Origin of the sequence: Mycobacterium sp. E2989 (genome assembly GCF_001667595.1) — a bacterium.
Lineage (GTDB): Bacteria > Actinomycetota > Actinomycetes > Mycobacteriales > Mycobacteriaceae > Mycobacterium.
The window spans coordinates 1-19,586 of record NZ_LZJX01000036.1; the positions used below are offsets into that span (position 1 = coordinate 1).

At 69.3% G+C, this 19,586-nt stretch carries 16 protein-coding genes and 1 pseudogene; 8 read left to right on the forward strand and 9 right to left on the reverse strand.

Annotated features, from left to right (window positions below; all coding sequences use genetic code 11):
- Positions 1-573, reverse strand: a pseudogene (locus A5680_RS07700) (tetratricopeptide repeat protein); the annotation flags it as partial.
- Positions 574-738: 165 nt separating this feature from the next.
- Here A5680_RS07700 and A5680_RS07705 point away from each other — a divergent pair.
- The gene (locus tag A5680_RS07705; protein ID WP_067817893.1) at positions 739-2,454 is read left to right on the forward strand and encodes an NAD-binding protein; all 1,716 of its coding nucleotides are present in this window, start codon (positions 739-741) and stop codon (positions 2,452-2,454) included.
- A gap of 10 nt (positions 2,455-2,464) precedes the next feature.
- Here the strand turns inward: A5680_RS07705 and A5680_RS07710 are convergent, their stop codons facing one another.
- Positions 2,465-3,343 carry an LLM class flavin-dependent oxidoreductase gene (locus tag A5680_RS07710; RefSeq protein ID WP_067817896.1) on the reverse strand — a complete coding sequence of 293 codons (879 nt, stop codon included), beginning with the start codon at positions 3,341-3,343 and terminating at the stop codon, positions 2,465-2,467.
- Positions 3,344-3,413: 70 nt separating this feature from the next.
- Here A5680_RS07710 and A5680_RS07715 point away from each other — a divergent pair, with 70 nt between their 5' ends.
- A complete protein-coding gene (locus A5680_RS07715; protein WP_055402430.1) occupies positions 3,414-3,827 on the forward strand; it encodes a VOC family protein in 414 nt (137 codons plus the stop codon).
- Positions 3,828-3,837: 10 nt separating this feature from the next.
- On the forward strand, positions 3,838-4,227 hold the full coding sequence (locus A5680_RS07720) for a VOC family protein (protein ID WP_055402403.1): 390 nt from the start codon (positions 3,838-3,840) through the stop codon (positions 4,225-4,227).
- Between the two features lie 19 nt (positions 4,228-4,246).
- Here the strand turns inward: A5680_RS07720 and A5680_RS07725 are convergent, their stop codons facing one another.
- From A5680_RS07725 to cysD, 3 genes are read right to left on the reverse strand one after another with little or no spacing between them, the layout of a single operon-like run.
- The gene (locus tag A5680_RS07725) at positions 4,247-4,732 is read right to left on the reverse strand and encodes an RrF2 family transcriptional regulator (protein WP_055402406.1); all 486 of its coding nucleotides are present in this window, start codon (positions 4,730-4,732) and stop codon (positions 4,247-4,249) included.
- Between the two features lie 47 nt (positions 4,733-4,779).
- The gene (cysC, locus tag A5680_RS07730; RefSeq protein ID WP_067817899.1) at positions 4,780-6,630 is read right to left on the reverse strand and encodes an adenylyl-sulfate kinase; all 1,851 of its coding nucleotides are present in this window, start codon (positions 6,628-6,630) and stop codon (positions 4,780-4,782) included.
- Complete coding sequence (cysD, locus tag A5680_RS07735; protein WP_055402410.1) at positions 6,630-7,559, reverse strand: sulfate adenylyltransferase subunit CysD; 930 nt, start codon at positions 7,557-7,559, stop codon at positions 6,630-6,632. Before cysD ends, cysC begins: the two co-directional genes overlap by 1 nt.
- Before the next feature lie 187 nt (positions 7,560-7,746).
- On the opposite strand from cysD, the gene A5680_RS07740 reads away from it, so the two are divergent.
- A complete protein-coding gene (locus tag A5680_RS07740) occupies positions 7,747-8,169 on the forward strand; it encodes a PaaI family thioesterase (protein ID WP_067817902.1) in 423 nt (140 codons plus the stop codon).
- A gap of 3 nt (positions 8,170-8,172) precedes the next feature.
- On the opposite strand, the gene A5680_RS07745 is transcribed toward A5680_RS07740, so the two are convergent.
- Positions 8,173-8,664: a carbonic anhydrase gene (locus A5680_RS07745; protein ID WP_067817905.1), complete on the reverse strand. Its 492-nt coding sequence runs from the start codon at positions 8,662-8,664 to the stop codon at positions 8,173-8,175.
- A 165-nt stretch (positions 8,665-8,829) separates the two neighbouring features.
- On the opposite strand from A5680_RS07745, the gene A5680_RS07750 reads away from it, so the two are divergent.
- The 4 genes from A5680_RS07750 to A5680_RS07765 are packed head-to-tail and all read left to right on the forward strand — an operon-like array spanning position 8,830 to position 14,225.
- Positions 8,830-9,807 (forward strand): ABC transporter permease, encoded by a 978-nt coding sequence (locus A5680_RS07750; RefSeq protein WP_067817908.1) that lies wholly within the window; start codon positions 8,830-8,832, stop codon positions 9,805-9,807.
- A complete protein-coding gene (locus A5680_RS07755) occupies positions 9,804-10,730 on the forward strand; it encodes an ABC transporter permease (RefSeq protein WP_067817910.1) in 927 nt (308 codons plus the stop codon). Before A5680_RS07750 ends, A5680_RS07755 begins: the two co-directional genes overlap by 4 nt.
- Positions 10,727-12,565, forward strand: coding sequence for an ABC transporter ATP-binding protein (locus A5680_RS07760; RefSeq protein ID WP_067817912.1), 1,839 nt, complete (start codon positions 10,727-10,729; stop codon positions 12,563-12,565). Before A5680_RS07755 ends, A5680_RS07760 begins: the two co-directional genes overlap by 4 nt.
- A gap of 25 nt (positions 12,566-12,590) precedes the next feature.
- Positions 12,591-14,225 (forward strand): ABC transporter family substrate-binding protein, encoded by a 1,635-nt coding sequence (locus tag A5680_RS07765; protein WP_067817914.1) that lies wholly within the window; start codon positions 12,591-12,593, stop codon positions 14,223-14,225.
- On the opposite strand, the gene A5680_RS07770 is transcribed toward A5680_RS07765, so the two are convergent.
- From A5680_RS07770 to A5680_RS07780, 3 genes are all read right to left on the reverse strand, one after another.
- Positions 14,212-15,453 carry an alpha/beta hydrolase gene (locus tag A5680_RS07770; RefSeq protein WP_067817917.1) on the reverse strand — a complete coding sequence of 414 codons (1,242 nt, stop codon included), beginning with the start codon at positions 15,451-15,453 and terminating at the stop codon, positions 14,212-14,214. The two genes, A5680_RS07765 and A5680_RS07770, sit on opposite strands and share 14 nt — an antisense overlap.
- A gap of 64 nt (positions 15,454-15,517) precedes the next feature.
- The gene (locus A5680_RS07775) at positions 15,518-18,136 is read right to left on the reverse strand and encodes an AAA family ATPase (RefSeq protein WP_067817921.1); all 2,619 of its coding nucleotides are present in this window, start codon (positions 18,134-18,136) and stop codon (positions 15,518-15,520) included.
- Entirely contained in the window at positions 18,133-19,284 is a 1,152-nt protein-coding gene (locus A5680_RS07780; RefSeq protein ID WP_067817923.1) for an exonuclease SbcCD subunit D, read from the reverse strand. Before A5680_RS07780 ends, A5680_RS07775 begins: the two co-directional genes overlap by 4 nt.
- Between the last annotated feature and the right edge of the window lie 302 nt (positions 19,285-19,586).

A 19,586-nucleotide genomic window follows, 5' to 3' on the forward strand; every position in this document is an offset into this window, starting at 1 on the left:
CAGGAGGGGCGGGCCGCGCTGGCCGAATGGCAGCAGCTGCTGGCCGACGAGGAGCGGGTGCTGGGCGTCGAGCACCCCACCGCGCTGACGTCCAGGGACCGGGTTGCGCAGAAGCGCAAGGAGCTCGGCGACTACCCGGGCGCCATCGCCGAGGGTGAACAGGTCCTCGCCGCGCGGTCCCGGGTGCTCGACGCCCAGCACCCGCTCCTCGTCGGCCAGCAGCTGCTGCCATTCGGCCAGCGCGGCCCGCCCCTCCTGCTGCGGCCGGTCGGCGAACATGTGGCGCGCCGTCAGCGTGGTGATGTGCTCGCGGCCGAGTACCTCCTCGAACTCGGGTACCAGCTGCTCGAGGACGGCGTAGGCCCCGGCCTGGTCGCCCATCTGGAGCTGCAGGTGCACCAGCGCGAGCTTCATGTCCAACACGTTGGGGTGTCGCTCCCCCAGGATCGGGCGGCACACGGTGACCAGCTCGTTCATCAGGGGCAACGCCCCGGCGAAATCGGCCGCGGCGATGCGCTCGGAGATGAGCCGGGTTAAGGCGGCGAGCGGCCCCGGCAGTTCCGGCTGCGTCATACCGCTATCGAATCCCTCGCGAGGCCCGCTGGCAATTCACCTCGCCGTCAGCGCGTCCGGTGTCGGGCTGGCATGAATCGGCATGGTGCCTGATAGTCATAGGAACAAAACGCCAACGTCAGCAGAGGTGGGGGTTATGCCGGACGACCCGAAGCGGGCGTAACCATGCGCGGCCACATCATCGTGAGCGGTGACGACGCGTTGGCGACCACGATCGTCGAGGAGCTCAACAACGCCGGCGTGCACATCGTCAAGCTCGAAAACGCCGGCGAGCTCGAAAACGCCGAAGTCACCCGCGCCCGCGCCGTGATCTGTGTCGGCGACGACGACGCGACGAACCTCGAAATCGCGCTGCTGGCAAGGAAAGCCAACCCCCGGGTGCGGGTGGTGGCCCGGCTGGGCAACGACGTGCTGCGGACGGCGATGGCCGCCGACAAGCGCCCCGGCGCGATTCTGGACGTCGCCGACCTGGCGGCGCCCTCGGTGGTGGAGGCCTGCCTCGCGCACACCGTGCACCCGTTCGAGGCGGCGGGCATCGAATTCGTCGTCTCCGGCGCCGAGGCGCCGCGCAACGCGACGCTGCGCGAGATCTACGGCGATCTGGCACCGGTGGCGGTGATTCATGGGGAGAACTGCGCCACCCCCGGGGAGGTGGTGTCGTGCCCGGGCCGCGACCTGTCGGTACACGCCGGTGACTGGACGGCGATGATCGGCACCGCCGAGGAATTGGCCGCCCGCGGCATCAAGGTCCCGCGGCCGACGGTGACGCGCACGCGCCTGACCCGGCTGCGGCGCGCGATCGACGCAGCGCGGGCCCTGCGCGACGACGTCAACCCGATGTTCGCGCGGGCGTTGCTGGCCGCGGCGTGCCTGCTGGTCGGATCGACGGTGATCCTGCGCTTCTGCTACCAGCCGCACCCGCGGATGACGTGGCTGGACGCGCTGTATTTCAGCACCGAGACGATCGCGACGGTCGGTTACGGCGACTTCAGCTTCCTGCAGCAGCCCACCTGGCTGCGGCTGTTCAGCATCATGTTGATGTTCGCCGGCGTCACGACCACCGCGCTGCTCGTCGCCTTCATCGCCGACCTGCTGTTGTCGCGGCGGTTCGCCCACTCGGTCGGGCGGCGCCGCGCCCGCCACCTGCGCAATCACGTCATCGTGGTCGGGCTCGGGTCGTTCGGCAGCCGCGTCGTCGCCGACCTGAGGTTGGCCGGATACGACGTCGCGGTCGTCGAGCGGGACGAGAACAACCGCTACCTGTCGACCGCCGCCGACCTGGACGTGCCGGTGATCTTCGGGGACGCGACGCTGCGCCAGACCCTCGAGTCCGCCCGCGTGGATCACGCCCGCGCGGTGGCGGTGCTGACGCAGGACGACATGGTCAACATCGAAACCGGGATCGTGCTGCGTGAGATGCTGGGCCCCCGCGTCATGCCCGAAGTCGTCCGGCCCGACGTTCCCCTGGTGCTGCGCGTCTACGACCGCGTGCTGGGGGCCGCGGTGGCGCAACGGTTCGGGTTCGAAAACGTCCGGTCCACCGTCGAATTGGCCGCGCCGTGGTTCATCGGCGCCGCGATGGGCCTCCAGGTGCTGGGCACGTTCTCCGTCGGGCAGCGCTCGTTCATGGTCGGCGGCATGCACGTGGCGGCCGGCAGCGAGCTCGACGGGCTGAAGATGTTCGAGTTGTCCACCCAGACCCGCGTCATCGCGATCACTAGGCAGGACGCGCCCGTCGAGCTGCACCCGCGCCGGGACGCCTGGCTGCGCGGCGGCGACACCGTGTACCTGGTCGGCCCGTATCGGGAGTTGCTGGCGACGCTGCGCAAGGGGCAGCCGCCCCAGCAGCCGGCCGCTGGCGACGAGCGCGCGTCCGCCTAGTGGCTTAGCGCTACAGCCGGGCGGCGACGTCCGCGGCGCGGGCGAGCTGGTCGACGTCCGAGCTCGTCGGGATGAGCTGCACCTCGTCGGTGCCGATGTCGGAGAACTTGCGCAGCACCGCCAGCAGCTCCTCCTCGGTGCCGGCCCACCCGGTCGTCGGCGCCATGGCGTCGACGTACTCCGCCGGAATCCAGTTCATGTAGCGCCGCAGGTGACGGTGCACCTGGGCGCGCGCCTGATCGGGCGGCCCGAACGCGAACCAGAACGACGTCACCAGGTGCGGCCTGCCCTTGCCCGCCTGGGCCCAGGCGTCGCGCGCGACGTCGAACAGCTCGTTCTGCTTGGCGACATCCAGGTCCAGCGTGGTCCCGGCCAGTCCGGCGGCCCAGGCGGCCGCGCTGCGGATGGTCTTCGGGCCGATGCTGCCCACCAACAGCGGCGGCCCACCGGCCTGCACCGGCGCCGGCCCGACCGGAAGCACCGACTCGGTGAGCTTTTCGCCGGCCCAGACCCGCTTCATCACGGCCACCCGGTCGGCCATCTCCCGCATGGTCTGCGTCGCCGGGTCGGCGCCGACGGCGTGGTAGTCCTCGTGCCTGCCGCCGACCCCGATGCCCACGCTCAGCCGCCCGCCGCAGAGCATGTCGCCGGTCGCCAGCGCCTTGGCCAGCATGACGGGGTCATGCAGCTGCGGCACGATCACCGTCGTCAACAGCCGCACCCGACTGGTCCAGGCGGCCAGCGCGCCCAGCAGCGTCAGGTTGTCCGGGTTTTCGAACGCGATGCGCTCGCCCCAGCACAACGACGAGAACGGACCCTCGTCGATCGCGCGTGCCCAGCTCTGCAGAATTCCCGCATCCAAGTCCGGCTCCATCACCGGCAGCGTCATCGCAATCCGCACGACGGCGATTCTGGCATGGGAGTCAACATCGGCTCGCGCAAGTGGCAGCATGGAGCAGATGGGTTTCACCAGCAGTTCCATCGCGCACGTCCGGCTCACTGTCACCGATATCGAGCGGTCCCGGCAGTTCTACGAGAGCGTGTTCGGCTGGCCGGTCCTCCTGGAGGTGCCCGACAACGCCGACGAGGCCACCCGCGCCCAGTTGAGCTTCCTGTTCGGCGGCGTCATCTACGACCTCGGCGGCACGCTGCTCGGGCTGCGCCCGGTCGCCACCGACCGCTTCGACGAGGACCGCACCGGGCTCGACCACATCGCGTTTCGGGTGGCCACCAAGGACGAATTGGACGCCGCGGCAACGCATCTCGACGAGCTCGGCATCACGCATGAGCCGGTGAAAGACATCGGCCCGTCCTACATCCTGCAGTTCCGCGACCCCGACAACATCGCCCTGGAGCTCACCGCACCGAAATAGGATCAACACCATGGCCATCAATTTCAACCACACCATCGTCGCCGCCCGCGACAAACGCGAATCCGCGGAGTTCCTCACCGAGTTGTTCGGCCTGCCCAGCCCAAAGCCGTTCGGCCACTTCATGGTTGTGCAACTCGAACACGACGTCAGCCTGGACTATGCGGACGCTCCCGAGGGCGCGGAGATCACCCGGCAGCACTACGCCTTCCTGGTTTCCGAGGAGGAGTTCGACTCCATTTACGGCAAGATCTCGTCACGCGGCCTCGAGCATTGGGCGGACCCGGGCGCCAACCGGCCGGGCGAGATCAACCACAGGGACGGCGGGCGCGGGGTGTACTTCCGCGACCCCTCGGGCCACGCCATGGAAATCCTGACCCGCCCGTACGGATCGGGGAGCTGAATCCGCGGGCGGGGTGCGCCTATTCGCCGGCGCGCGGCGTGCCGTGCCGCGCGCTCTCCTGCGTCCGATAGTCGTCGGCGTACTGCGCGACGTGCTTGGGCAGGGCGTTGGCGGCGACATCGGCCAGCGTGGTCTCCTCCAGCACCGAGCGCATGCTCGCGCGCAGCGCCCGCCACACGTCGGTGAGCGCAGCCGTCGGACCCGAGTACGGCAGGTCCCCCAGGCCGATGTCGCGCACGCTGGCCAGCGGTCCGTCGATGCAGCGCAGCACGTCGGCGATGCTGATCTCGTTGCCCGGACGGGCGAGTTCATAGCCGCCCTCGCGGCCCCGATGGCTCCTCACCAGGCGATCCGTGCGCAGGTTGGTCAGGATGTCGACGAGGAACTGCGGTGGTATGGCCTGCGCTTGGGCCAAGTCGTCGGTCTTCACCAACGTCCCATGGGGGACCGTGGCGAGTTGGACCATGGCCCGCACCGCGTACTCCGCCTTCGCCGACATGCGCACTCTGTGGATTGTGCCACCCGGCGGCGGCAATCAGTCGCAGCCGTGCGTCAAGCCCGCGATTCGAGCAGATCGACGATGCTCTGCGCCTGCTCCTCGACGGTGCGGTCGGGCGTCAGCCGCAGGTCGGGGTTGACCGGCGGTTGATACGGGCTGTCGATGCCGGTGAAGTGGGCGATCTCGCCGGCGCGGGCCTTGGCGTACAGCCCCTTCGGATCGCGCTGCTCGCATTCTTCGATCGGGGTGTCGCAGAACACCTCGATGAAGTCGAACCCCGCGGCGGCGTGCACATTACGAGCCATTTCGCGTTGCTCGGTCAGCGGGCTGATCGCCGGTACGAGCACGACGTTGCCCGCGTCGGCCAGCAGCGCCGCCACGTGCGCCAGCCGGCGCAGGTTCTCGGCGCGGTCGGCCATGGAGAAGCCCAGGTCGGCGTTCAGGCCGTGCCGCAGGTTGTCACCGTCGAGAACGTAAGCGGCGCTTCCCCTTTCGAGCAGCATCTGCTCGACGAGCATGGCCACCGACGACTTGCCGGAACCGGACAGGCCGGTGAACCACACCGTCTTGCCGCGTGGCCGGGCTTCGGCGAGGGCCGATGACTTGTGCCGCACGGTATTCGGGCTCGCCGTCTGCACCGAGACGTCGCGCAGCACCATGCCCGCCGCAACCGTTCCGTTGGTGTGCGGGTCGATGAGGATGAACGAACCGGTGCTGGCGTTGCGGGTGTACTCGTCGAGCAGCAGCGGCACCTGGGTGCGCAGCGCGATTCGGCCGAGTTCGTTGAGCTGCAAGGCCGTTGCCGACTTGTCGCGGTGCAGGGTGTTCACGTCGAGCCGGTAGTCCAGCCCGGTCACCCGCGCGCGCGTGGTCCGGGTGGTGTGCTTGATGACGTAGTCACGGCCCGGCTCCAGCGCGGCGTCGTCGGCCATCCAGCACACGGTCGCGTCGAATTCCTGCGTGACCCGGGGATGGTTGTTGGTGCGTGCGATCAGGTCGCCGCGCGAGATGTCGATCTCGTCGGCCAGGCTCACCGACACGGCCATCGGCGGAAACGCTTCCTCCACTGGGCCGTTCGGCCCGTGGATCGCGGTGATCGTGGTGGTCTTGCCGATCGGCAGGACGACGACCTCGTCGCCCGGGCGCATGACCCCGCTGGCGACGGTGCCGGCGTAGCTCCGGTGGTCCTGATGCTCGCGGGTGTGCGGCCGGATGACGTACTGGACGGGGAATCGCACGTCGACCAGGTTGCGGTCACCGGCGATGTAGACCTCCTCCAAATGCGACAGCAGCGCCGGGCCCTCGTACCAGGGGGTCTGGTCGGACTTGGTCACCACGTTGTCGCCGTGCAGCGCGGAGATCGGGATGGTGGCCACGTCGTGCACGTCCAGGCGCGCGGCGAAGGCGTGGAATTCGTCGCGAATCGCCTCGAATTTCTCCCTGTCCCAGCCGATCAGGTCCATCTTGTTCACCGCGAGCACGATGTGCTGGATGCCCAGCAGCGAGGCCAGGAAGGCGTGCCGGCGGGACTGCTCCAGCAGGCCGTGCCGGGCGTCGACGAGCACGATCACCAGCTGGGCCGTGGACGCGCCGGTCACCATGTTGCGGGTGTACTGGATGTGGCCCGGGGTGTCGGCGATGATGAATTTCCGCTTGGGAGTGGCGAAGTAGCGGTAGGCGACGTCGATCGTGATGCCCTGCTCGCGTTCGGCGCGCAGGCCGTCGGTCACCAGCGCCAGGTCCGTGTAGTCGTGGCCGCGCTCCTTGGACGTCTGCTCCACCGCCGCCCACTGGTCCTCCATGACGGCCTTGGAGTCGTAGAGCAGCCGCCCGATCAGCGTGGACTTGCCGTCGTCGACGGAACCCGCGGTGGCCAGGCGAAGCAGCGTCGTCGGTGTGGCCATCAGAAGTACCCCTGCCGTTTGCGGTCTTCCATCCCGGCCTCCGAGATGCGGTCGTCGGCCCGGGTCGCGCCGCGTTCGGTCAGCCGCGACACCGCGGTCTCGGCGATGACCTCCTCCACGGTCGAGGCCTCCGACTCCACGCATCCGGTGCAGGTGACGTCGCCGACCGTGCGGAACCGCACCGTCGCTTCGAACACCGGCTCGTCGTCGCGCGGCCGCATGTGCCGGTCGACCGCGAGCAGCATGCCGTCGCGGCGAAACACCTTGCGCCGGTGGGCGTAATAGATCGAGGGCAGCGCGATGTCCTCCGCGCCGATGTAGGACCAGATGTCGAACTCGGTCCAGTTGGACAGCGGGAACGCGCGGATGTGCTCGCCCTTGTGGTGCCGGCCGTTGTACAGGTTCCACAGCTCGGGCCGCTGCGCCTTCGGGTCCCACTGGCCGAACTCGTCGCGGAAGCTGAACACCCGCTCCTTGGCGCGCGCCTTCTCCTCGTCGCGGCGGGCGCCGCCGAACGCCGCGTCGAACTTGTTCTCCCGGATGGCGCGCAGCAGCGTCACCGTCTGGATCGAGTTGCGTCCCTGCTTGGGCTCGACGACCCGGCCGGCGTCGATGTCCTCCTGGACCGAGGCGATCACCAGGCGCACGCCGTGCTCGGCGACCAGCTCGTCGCGGGTGGCGATCACCTCGTCGAAGTTGTGGCCGGTGTCGACGTGCATCACCGGGAAGGGCAACCGCCCGGGCCGGAACGCCCGCAGCGCCAGGTGCAGCATGACGATGGAGTCCTTGCCGCCCGAGAACAGCAGCACCGGCCGCTCGAACTCGGCGGCCACCTCCCGGATGATGTGGATCGCTTCGGCCTCGAGCGAGCGCAAATGGCTCAGCTCGTACTGGCCGGCGGCGGGGCCCGCCTTCAGATCGCTGGTCATGGCTTCCTCGGGTAAACCTGGTAGAGTCGGTCAAGTTTGGCAGCTTTGCCCTACATAGCATCAGTTCGGCCCGACGGTTGTCAAGTGCCCGGCGTTGCGATGGCGCGGCGGCCGGACACCGGACATATCGGGTCAAGTGCGGCGGCGGCCCTTTTCCGGCCGGTCTGCGGTGCGACAGCATGAGCGGATGCCTGCCGAGCCCGCACCGAGTGGCCGTGACGTCATCGCGGCGTTCCTGCCCCAGTCGCCATTCGTCGCGAAGCTGGGCATCGTCGCCGACCGACTCGACGACCGGGAGGTCAGGCTGCGGCTGCCGTGGGATCCCGCCAACGTGACCCTCGGCGACATGGTGCACGGCGGCGCGATCGCCACCCTCGCCGATGTCACCGTCATGGCCGCGGCCTGGTGCGGCGCGCAGGCTCCCCCGGAGCTGCGGGGCGTGACCGTGTCGATGACGTTGGACTTCATGGCCCCGGCCCGCGCCACCGACGTCATCGGGGTCGGCCGGGTGCTGCGGCGCGGCCGGTCGCTGGTCAACTGCGAGGCCGAGATCGTCGACCCGCAGGGCACGCTCGTCGCGAAGGCCCTGGCCACCTACAAGGTGGGCTGAACGCTAGGCCCTGATTTCCTGCAGCTTCCCCGTGGCGACGTCGAAGACGAACCCGCGCGCGGACACGTGCTTGGTCACGAACGGGCTGGCCTCGATGCGGCGCAACGACTGCCGGACGTCCTCGGCGACGTCGGGGAAGGCCTCTGCCGCCCACGGCGGCTTGAGGCCGGTCTCCTCTTGAATGGCGCGCTTGAAGTCGTCGTCGGCGAAGGTGAGCATCCCGCAGTCGGTGTGATGGATCAGGATGATCTCCCGCGTCCCCAATAGCCGCTGACTGATGGCCAGCGAGCGGATGACGTCATGGGTGACGACTCCCCCGGCGTTGCGGATCACGTGCGACTCGCCCTCGTTGATGCCGAGGACGCGATAGACGTCGATCCGGGCGTCCATGCACGCGACCACCGCGACGTGTTTGGCCGGCGGCAAGGGCAGCGGCCCCTGGAAGGTGCTCGCATATTGGGCGTTGTTGGCCAGGTAGTCGTCGGTAACCGTCACGCGAGCCTCCTCGGAAATGTCGCAACACCGCGGTGGATGCTAACAACGGGCCACCGATTATTGACGCATGAAAATCAGCCGGATCACAAGGATCCGGCCGCCGCAACGGGCCGGTCCGGGCCCGGCTCGTTAACCTGTCCCAATGCGAGGCGGGTGCGGTCGGGGATGATTCGCTTCTTGGCGCGCCGCCTGCTCAACTACGTGGTGCTGCTGGCGCTGGCATCGTTTCTCACGTTCTGCCTGACGTCGGTGGCCTTCCGGCCGCTGGACAGCCTGCTGCAGCGCAGCCCGCGGCCGCCGCAGTCCGTGATCGACGCCAAGGCCCACGCGCTCAATTTGGACAAGCCGATACCGATGCGCTACGCCCAGTGGGCCTCGCATGCCGTTCGCGGCGACTTCGGCAAGACCATCACCGGCCAACCCGTCGGGGCGACACTGTGGCGCCGCGTGGGAGTCACGCTGCGGCTGCTGGTCATTGGGTCGCTCGCGGGCACGGTGCTGGGCATCGTGGCCGGCGCGTGGGGCGCCATCCGCCAATACCGGCTGAGCGACCGCCTCGTCACCATGGTGGCCCTGCTGATCCTCAGCACCCCGACGTTCGTCATCGCCAACCTGCTGATCCTGGGTGCGCTGCGGGTGAACTGGGCGCTCGGCGTGCACCTGTTCGACTACACCGGGGAAACCTCACCGGGCGTCGGCGGCGGGGCCTGGCACCAGTTGGTGGACCGGCTGCGGCATCTGATCCTGCCCACGCTCACCCTGACCTTGGCCGCCGCCGCCGGATACAGCCGTTATCAGCGCAACGCGATGCTCGACGTCCTGGGCCAGGATTTCATTCGCACCGCGCGCGCCAAAGGGCTCACCCGCCGGCGTGCGCTGGTCAAGCACGGGCTGCGCACCGCGCTGATCCCGTTGGCCACCCTGTTCGCCTACGGGGTGGCCGGGCTCGTCACCGGCGCGGTGTTCGTGGAGAAGATCTTCGGCTGGCACGGCATGGGCGAATGGCTGGTGCAGGGCATCGCGACGCAGGACACCTACATCATCGCCGCGATCACGCTGTTCTCCGGGACGGTGGTGCTGCTGGCCGGCCTGCTGTCGGACGTCTTCTACGCGGCCCTCGATCCAAGGGTGCGGGTGTCATGACGTCCGAGCCCACAGTCGAAGCGGCTCAAGGGATTTCGGCCCCGAAAGCCGAGGAGTTCACCTCGCGCCGCACCCTGGTGCTGCGCCGGTTCCTGCGCAACCGGTTGGCGGTCGCCGCGCTGACGCTGCTGGTGCTGTTGTTCGTCGGCTGCTACACGCTGCCGGCGGTGCTGCCGTTCTCCTATGACGACCTCGATTTCGACGCGCTGCTGCAACCGCCGAACGCCCGGCACTGGCTGGGAACCAACGCGCTGGGCCAAGACCTGCTGGCGCAGATCCTGCGGGGCATGCAGAAGTCGATGCTGATCGGGGTGTGCGTGGCGGTCATCTCCACCGGCATCGCCGCCACCGTCGGCTCGATCGCCGGCTATTTCGGCGGCTGGCGGGACCGGGCGCTGATGTGGTTGGTCGACCTGCTGCTCGTGGTGCCCAGCTTCATCCTCATCGCCATCGTCACCCCGCGCACCAAGAGCTCCGCCAACATCCTGATGCTCGTCCTGCTGCTGGCCGGGTTCGGCTGGATGATCAGTTCGCGCATGGTGCGCGGCATGACCATGAGCCTGCGCGAACGCGAATTCATCAGGGCCGCAAGGTACATGGGCGTGTCCAGCCGCCGGATCATCCTGCGTCACGTGGTGCCCAACGTGGCCTCGATCTTGATCATCGACGCCGCCCTCAACGTCGCCTCGGCCATCCTGGCCGAGACGGGGCTGAGCTTCCTCGGCTTCGGCATTCAGCCGCCCGACGTGTCGCTGGGCACGCTGATCGCCAACGGCACCCAGTCCGCGACCACCTTCCCGTGGGTGTTCCTGTTCCCGGCGGGCGTGCTGGTGCTGATCCTGGTGTGCGCCAACGTGACCGGCGACGGCCTGCGCGACGCGCTCGATCCGGGCGCCGGCATGTTGCGGGGTGGCGACCGGTGAGCGCGCTGCTGGAGGTGACCGACCTGGCCGTGACGTTTCCGACGGACGGCCAGCCGGTGACCGCCGTGCGCGGCATCAGCTATGACATCGCCCCGGGCGAAGTGGTGGCGATGGTCGGCGAATCCGGTTCGGGCAAGTCGGTTTCGGCGATGGCGGTGGTGGGCCTGCTGCCGGAGTACGCGCGGGTGCGGGGCTCGGTGCGGTTGCAGGGCACCGAGCTGCTCGGCCTGGGCGACGACGCGATGTCGCGGTTCCGCGGCAAGACGGTCGGCATGGTGTTCCAGGATCCGATGTCGGCGCTGACGCCCGTCTACACCGTCGGCGACCAGATCGCCGAGGCGATCGAAATCCACCAGCCGCGCGTGGGCCGCAATACCGCCCGCCGCCGCGCGGTGGAACTGCTCGAGCTGGTCGGCATCGCGCAGCCCGAACGCCGCGCCCGCGCCTTCCCGCACGAGCTGTCCGGCGGCGAACGCCAGCGCGTCGTCATCGCGATCGCGATCGCCAACGACCCGGACCTGTTGATCTGCGACGAACCCACCACCGCGCTCGACGTCACCGTGCAGGCGCAAATCCTCGAGGTACTCAAGACCGCGCGCGACATCACCGGCGCCGGCGTGCTCATCATCACCCACGACCTGGGCGTGGTCGCCGAGTTCGCCGACCGCGCACTGGTGATGTACGCCGGCCGGGTGGTCGAATCCGCCGGGGTGCACGACCTGTACCGCGATCGCCAAATGCCCTACACCGTCGGGCTGTTGGGCTCGGTTCCGCGGCTCGACGCCGCGCAGGGCACTCGGCTGGTGCCCATCCCCGGCGCGCCGCCGTCGCTGGTGGGGCTGGAACCCGGCTGCCCCTTCGCGCCGCGTTGCCCGCTGGTGATCGACGAATGCCGCACGGAGGAACCGGAGTTGCTCGCCGTCGGCGCCGGTCACCGCGCGGCCTGCATCCGCACCGACCAGGTCAACGGGCGCAGTGCCGCCGACATCTACGGGGTCAAGACGGACGTCCACCGGCCGGAATCCGGCGACTCGCCGGTCGTCGTGCGGGTGCGCGATCTGGTCAAGACGTTCCGGCTGACCAAAGGCGTGGTGCTGCGCCGCACCGTCGGTGAGGTGCGCGCGGTCGACGGCGTCGGTTTCGAACTGCGGCAGGGCCGCACCCTGGGCATCGTCGGCGAGTCGGGTTCGGGCAAGTCGACCACCCTGCACGAGATCCTGGAACTCGTTGCGCCGCAAGCCGGCTCCATCGAGGTGCTCGGTGCCGATGTCGCGACCCTGACCGCGTCCCGCCGGCGAAGTCTGCGGCGCGACATCCAGGTTGTGTTCCAGGACCCGGTGGCGTCGCTGGACCCACGGCTGCCCGTCTTCGACCTGCTCGCCGAACCGTTGCTGGCCAACGACTTCGGCAAGAGCGAGACCAACGCCCGGGTCGCCGAGTTGCTCGACATCGTTGGGTTGCGCCGGGCCGACGCCGCGCGCTACCCCGCCGAGTTCTCCGGCGGGCAGAAACAGCGCATCGGCATCGCGCGGGCGCTGGCGTTGCAGCCGAAGATCCTGGCGCTCGACGAACCGGTGTCGGCCCTCGACGTCTCCATCCAAGCCGGCATCATCAACCTGTTGCTCGACCTGCAGGGGCGGTTTAGCCTCTCGTATCTGTTTGTCTCCCATGATCTTTCGGTGGTCAAGCACCTCGCGCACCAGGTGGTGGTGATGTATGCCGGCACAATTGTGGAGCAGGGCGACAGCCGGCAGGTATTCGGCGACCCGCAGCACGACTACACCCGGCGGCTGCTGGGCGCCGTGCCACAACCCGATCCGGGCAAACGTGTCTAGGCGGGTGGCGACGGCGCTTCTCGCCATGGCGGTGGGGATCTCGGGATGCTCACCGGCCATCAGCCTGATGCCGGAGACCGGCCACGGCGCCGAGATCGGCACGACCAGCGACATCAATCCCCACGATCCCGCCACGCTGCAGGACGGCGGCAGCCTGCGCCTGGCGCTCACCGACTTCCCGCCCAACTTCAACATCCTGCACATCGACGGCAATTCGGCCGAAGTCGCCGCCATGATGAAGGCCACGTTGCCGCGGGCATTCATCCTCGGCGCTGACGGCTCGACCACCGTCGACACCGACTACTTCACCAGCGTCGAACTCACCGGCACCGCACCGCAGGTGGTGACCTACACGATCAACCCCAAGGCGGTGTGGTCCGACGGCACACCGATCACGTGGGAGGACATCGCCAGCCAGATCCACGCGCTGAGCGGCGCCGACAAGACGTTCGAGATCGCCGGGCCCAGCGGCGCCGACCGCGTCGCGTCGGTCACCCGGGGCGTGGACGACCGGCAGGCCGTCATGACCTTCGCCAAGCCGTACGCCGAGTGGCGCGGCATGTTCGCCGGCAACGGCATGCTGCTGCCCCGCAGCATGACCGCCACGCCCGAGGCCTTCAACAAGGGCCAACTCGACGGGCCCGGCCCGTCCGCGGGCCCCTTCATCGTCACGTCGCTGGACCGAACCACCCAGCGGATCGTGTTGTCCCGCAACCCGAAATGGTGGGGTGATCGACCGCGCCTGGACAACATCACCTACCTGGTGCTCGATGACGCCGCGCGGCTACCGGCGTTGCAGAACAACACCATCGACGCGTCCGGCGTCGGCACCGTGGACCAGCTGACCATCGCCCAGCGCACGAAGGGCATCTCGATCCGGCGCGCCCCGGCCCCCGCGTGGTCGCACTCCACGTTCAACGGCGCGCCCGGATCCATCCTGTCCGACAAGGCGTTACGGCTCGCGGTGGCCAAGGGCATCGATCGGCGCACCATCGCCAAGGTCGTCCAGTACGGGCTCACCAGCGACCCGGTGGCGCTGGGCAACCACATCTACGTCGCGGGGCAGAAGGGCTACCAGGACAACAGCGCGGTCGTCCCCTACGACCCGGAGGCGGCCAAACGCGAGCTCGACGCCCTGGGGTGGAGGCTCAACGGTCAGTTCCGGGAGAAGGACGGCCGCCAGTTGGTGATCCGCGATCTGTTCTACGACGCCCAGGGCAGTCGGCAGTTCGCCCAGATCGCGCAGCACAGCCTCGCGCAGATCGGTGTCAAGCTCGACCTCGTGGCCAGAGCCGGCAGCGGATTCTTCACCAACTACATCAACGTCGGGGACTTCGACATGGCCCAATTCGGTTGGCTGGGCGACGCTTTCCCGCTCTCGGCACTGACCCAGATCTACCTGTCGAGCGGGGAGAGCAACTTCGGCAAGATCGGCGGCCCCCAGATCGACGCGGCGATCGAGCGGACGCTGGAAGAACTCGACCCCGAAAGGGCGAGGGCGCTGGCGAACGACCTCGACAAGCTCATCTGGGCCGAAGGCTTCAGCCTGCCGCTGACGCAATCGCCGGGCGACGTCGCGGTCCGCAGCACGCTGGCCAACTTCGGCGCGGCCGGTCTGGGCGACTTGCGCTACACCGCAATCGGGTTCACGCGGAGTTGATGCGGCGCAGCCAGGCCGGGATCGGCAGGGCGCCCTCCACGGTGGCGGCCACCCCGATCGCCTTCCACAGCAAGCGCAGCTCGGGGCGCGCCGGAAGGGCGTCGAGCGCGGGCGCTTCCGCGATGAGGCTCTCGGCTTCGCCGCGCCACACCGCTTTTGCGATGGCGATCGCGGCGGGCTCGCGAAAGTCCAGCGCGCTGTGCGCCATGTTGGGCAACTTCAGCAACACCGCGTTGGGGAGCAGCAGGGCCTCGCGCTCGGCGACCGCCGGCGGGGTGATCAGATCACGACCGCCCGACACCACCACGTTGGGCCAGTTGAAGTTCGGCAGCTCGGTCGGCAGGTCGTAGGGCTCGTCCTCGAAAGACACCTTCTGCGTGCGCGCCTCGCGTTCGGCGACGGCGGGGTCGAGCGGCAATCCGTCGGGTTCCGCGGCGTAGTCGAGCTCGCGGAACGCGATGCGGCTCACCAGGTCTTCCTCGTAGCGATACGGCAGGTGGCTCAGGGTGGTGAACCGGGACAGCGCCCACCACAACAGCTTTCGGCCGTCCAGCAGCAGGTCGAGTTGGCGCTCGAGCAGCTCGGCGCCGCCGTAACCGTAGATGGTCGCCACGACCTGGGTGGCCGCGGCGGTCATCACGCCGGCGTCGACGAGTTTGCGCATTTTCGGCGCCAGCGCGGCGGTTTCGGGGCTGTCGCCCCTGAGCAGCAGCCGGCGGATCGCGCGGCGCACGATCACGATGTCATGCCGTGACAGCAGCGGCGAGTCCAGCACCATGGCCCGCACCCGGCCGGGATGGCGCACGCCGAACCCGGAGGCGATGTAGGTGCCGTACGAGGCGCCGTAGATGACGGCCGAGTCGACGTGGGCGTCGTCGAGCACGGCGGCGATGTCGTCGACGACCTGGTTCACGGTGATCGCCTCGGGCGGCAGATCCGCGCCGGTGTCGTCGTGGCGGGACATGCCCACCCCGCGGTGTTCGATCATGATGACGTCCAGGCCCGCGGCCGCTGCGCGGCGCCGCAGACCCCTGTACATCTGCACCGAGGCCACCCCGGGACCTCCCGGGATGATGACGACCGGGTGGGCGGACTTCCTTCCGGTGCGCACGTAGTACAGATCGAACTCGTCGGGGTTATCCGGGGAGATCGGCCGGCGCACGGGCCGCACACCTGGTAGCGCCGCCAGCTTCTGCTGCGTGCGGCGCCGCTTCGCAGTCATCGTCATCGGTGTCGCCCCGCCATGGCCCCATTCTGCCCGTGAGCCGGATTGGCGCAGTTCAGGCCCCGGGCTAGGCGCTGAGATCGATGCGGTGCGCGCCCTTGACGCCGTCGTACCGGTCGGGGCTGCAGGTCAGCACGATCACCTGCCCGTGCGTGCCCACCGTGTCGAAGACCTCGCCCATCTTCGCCAGCCGGTCGGGATCGCTGAACCCCAGCGCGTCGTCGACGACCACCGGGACGGCGTCCTCCTTGGCGACCATGGCCGCGCCGGCCAGCCGCGCGAGGATGCCGAGCTGCTCCTTGGCTCCGCCCGACAACGATTCGTAGGGCACCGTGACGCCATTGAGCGTGCGGCTGCGGATGCACAGGTCGCTGTCGATGTCGACCTCGAAGGTGGGGCCGAACACCGGCCGCCCGAGCCGTTGCAGTTCGGCGCGGTAGGGCTCGACGTACCGCTGGCGGGTGGTGTCGCGGTGGCGCGTCATCACCGACCGCAACAACCGCGCCGCGCGCGCCCGGCTGCCCACCCGGATGTGCTCGCTGACGGCGTGCTCACGTTCGGTTTCCGCGGCGTCGAGCTTGCCCTGGCGCCCCTCGCCGCCGAACACCGACAGTTCGATGGTGGTCTCGCGCAACTCCCGGGCCGCCTCGTCGTAACGCTCCCGCAGTTCCTCCGTTTGCTTTGTCGCGGCGGCCAATTCGGCCTGCACCGCGCTCGGGTTCGCCGCCGCCAGCGCGCCTGCCAGTTCGGCGTGGCGGCCTTCGGCGGCCCGTGCCGCCTGCAGCGCCGTGTCCGCCGCCGACGCCAGCTCGTCATCACCGGCCGATGCCCGCTCATGGGCCAGCCGGTCGGTGGCGGCGCCGAGCTCGCCGCGCTGCGTCTCCAGCGCGTTCTGGAGAACCGTTGCGCGGGTGGATAACTCGGTGAGCCGCGCGGTGGTGGCGGCGGCACTCCGGCGGTGGTCCTCGGATTCGGCCGTCGCCGTCAAGACCGCCGCTTCGAGGGCCGCGAGTTCGTCGCGGGCGGCGCCGATGTCCGCCGCGGGCTGGTCCGACTCTGGTTGCCCGGCGCGCAGCTGCTCGAGCCGGGCGCGTAGTTGGTCGATCTCCTCGTCACCGCACAGGCCGGCCAGGGTGGCGCTCAACTGGTCGCGGCTGCTCTGCAGTTCGCGGCGCTGCTGATCGGAGGCTCGAGCGGCGGCGACATCGGTCACCACGGCGGCGGCCAAGGCGGCAGCCAGTTCTTGTTGTGCCGCATCGTGTTTCGCCTGCACATCGAGCGTCGTCGCGCCGGGCGTGATCCGCGCGGCGAGGACGCCGGGGACCCGGACCGCGGTGGGCCCGGTGGTCGTGGTGGACCAGGTCTCGCCCTCGGACAACGAGATTCGCTGGTCGCCGACGACGAGTTCGATGTCGGCGGCGGCGGTGAACTCGACGGCGGCGGACGTCGATGCCAGCTGGTCGCCGATGCGCTCGACAGCGGCCGCGGCGGTCTCGATGCGTCGCAGCAGCTGCTCGGTGATGGCGATCTCGCCCAGCGCCGCGCACACTTGGTCGCGGTTTTGTTGGATGGCGTCAACCTTGGCCAGCCGGGCGCTCAACCGCTCGGCCTCGTCGCGATTGGCGAGCTGAGCCACGGTGTTGCGGGCGGATTCGGCGCGGCGTTGTAGGTCCGCAAGGGCTTCGGCGGCTTCCTGAGCCGCGGCGGCGGCGGTCTGGGCGTCGACCTGAGCCACCCCGCACGCTTCGACGGCCTCCAGTGCCTGGGCCTCGGCGGCCGCGACAGCGGCTGTGCGGGCGTCGATTTCGGCGAGTAGTTGCAGCCGCGCGTTGTGCGCGGTTGTCGCCGCGGCGCTCGTCGCCACCGCGGCGGTCGCGACCAACCCGGCCTCGCGCGCCTGGCCGGTCAGTTCGGCGATCCTTTCCGCGGCCTCCTGCGCGGCGACGAGCCGGGGGCCTGCGGCGACGCGTTGCTGCTCGAGCTCGGCCACCTGTTCGGTCAGGACGGCGTGCCGATTCACCCGCTCGTCGACCTCGGCGACCGCCGCGGCGCATTCCGCCACCGCGGCCTCGGCGTCGGCCAGCCGGGTGATCGCCGCGGCCCATTCACCGGTGGGACGCCCGGTCGGGGTGAAGTAGCGCCCATACTCCGCGTCGATGCGTTCGATGAGCAACGGCTCGGTGCCGGACAGCGCGCCGGTGTCGCCGGCGGCCACATCGAGCGCACGCGACAGCGCGTCGCAGCCCGATAAATCCACCGCGGCCGTCGACGCGGACTGCAGCACCCGCTGGGCATGCCACAGGTCGCTGTCCACCGTTTCGGCGAGCATCGCGCGGACCCGTTCGTGCGCCTCGTCGCCGGTGAGCTGCTCGTGGTGCGGCGCCTGAATCGTCAGCTCGGTTTCGCATTTCTTGTGGAACCGCTTGCGATAGACGAATCGATAAGGGCCGCAACTCAGTTCGGCGCTCACCTCGGAGCCGACGTCGCTGTGGGTGGGCTTGACCTGCTTGACTTCCTTCTTCGTCGAGCGGTCCCTGGCCTCCAGCAGCAGGTCCAAGGCTTCGATCATCGACGACTTGCCGACCTCGTTGGCGCCGCACAGCACGACGACGCCGTGGTCGGGGAAGTCGATCTCGCGGTGCGTGATGCCGCGGTAGTTCGTCAGGATCAGGCGGTGCAACTTCATGCGGCGCCCCGATCGGTGAGGCGTAGTAGTAATGCCAGCGCGGCCTGCGCGTCGACGGCGTGCTCGGAGTCTCCCTCGCGGGCGGTGGCCACCAGTTCGTCGACGGCCGCGGCGGCGAATCCCCCGATGCCGAGGTCGCTGAATTCGCCGTCGGCCGGGATGACCGCCAGGTCGGTGCGGCGGTCCCACAGGCCGAGCCAGGCGTACAAGCGGGAGTACTTGTCCAGACACGCATCCAGCGCGGCGCGGTCGGTGACCGTCAGCGATCCGGTGAGCGCCAACCGCACCACGGTGCGCTCCTTGTCGGTCATCAGGTCCAGATTCAGGTCCAGGTCGGCGATGTCGCGGCTGGTGTCGACCTGCCGGTGCATGGTGACGAACCGCCAGCGGCCGACGTGCCGCGGCTCCACCGTGACGGGGCGGCGCCGGTCGGCTTCGTCGATCTCGACGATGAGGACATGGCCCGGGTCCGATTCGACGTCGTCGAAGTTGGTGACCTCCGGCGCCCCCGAATACCAGACCCGGCCACTGTTGCCGACCTCGGTGCGCGAATGCTTGTCCCCCAGTGCGACATAGTGCACTGCGCCGGCCGCCAGCGCGTCCTCGAGCGCGGCGAGCCGGATCAGGGAGGGCTTGTCGCGATCGGGGTCGAGGATGTCGACCCCGCCGTGGGCGACGAGGATGCGGGTGACGGGCCCGGGCGTCAGGCCGCCGAGAACTTCCGCAACCAAATCGGTGGTGGGGGCCTTGGATCGCCACGGCGCGGCGACGATCTCCAGACCGGGCCGCACCTGATGGATGCCGGCCCGGTCGAGCACCACCACGTTGTCGGGGCGTTCGGCGGCGAACAGCGCGCTGGTGTAGACCGACGAGGCGTCCAGCGGGTCGTGGTTGCCCGGCAGCAGGTAGACCGGAATCCCGATGGCGCGCATGGCTTCCAGGCTCTGCCCGACGACCTGCGGGGGAAGCTGATTGTGCTCGAAGACATCGCCGGACACCACGACGAACTCGGCGCCAACCTCCGCCGCCAGCGCTCCCAGACCGGCCACCGCGTCGCGCCGGGCCGCGGAGTAGCGCGGCTGGGCGTCACCGGCAAGGAAGTGCCGCGTCATGCCGAGCTGCCAGTCGGCGGTGTGCAGGAATCGCATGGCGGCGGCCCCCTTTCGAACTGCGTGGTTATCCGGGCATCGCGAGCTTAAGTCCGCGCACCGACAAGACGCGGGACCTCGCCCGGCAGGTCTCCGAGCGGGTATATTGCGGCTTTTTGGTCCGGCGCCCGCACGGCTCGGGCGAAGTTTTGAAAGTTTTTGCGCGAGTGTGTATCTATGGCGATTTTCGGGCGCGTTTTTGTCGGTGGGGGTCGTTAGGTTCGGGGGTATGAGTCCAAGCGGTCATCCAGACGTCGACGCGGTGTTCGACGATCTCGATGCCGTCTTGGCCCGTGTCCGCG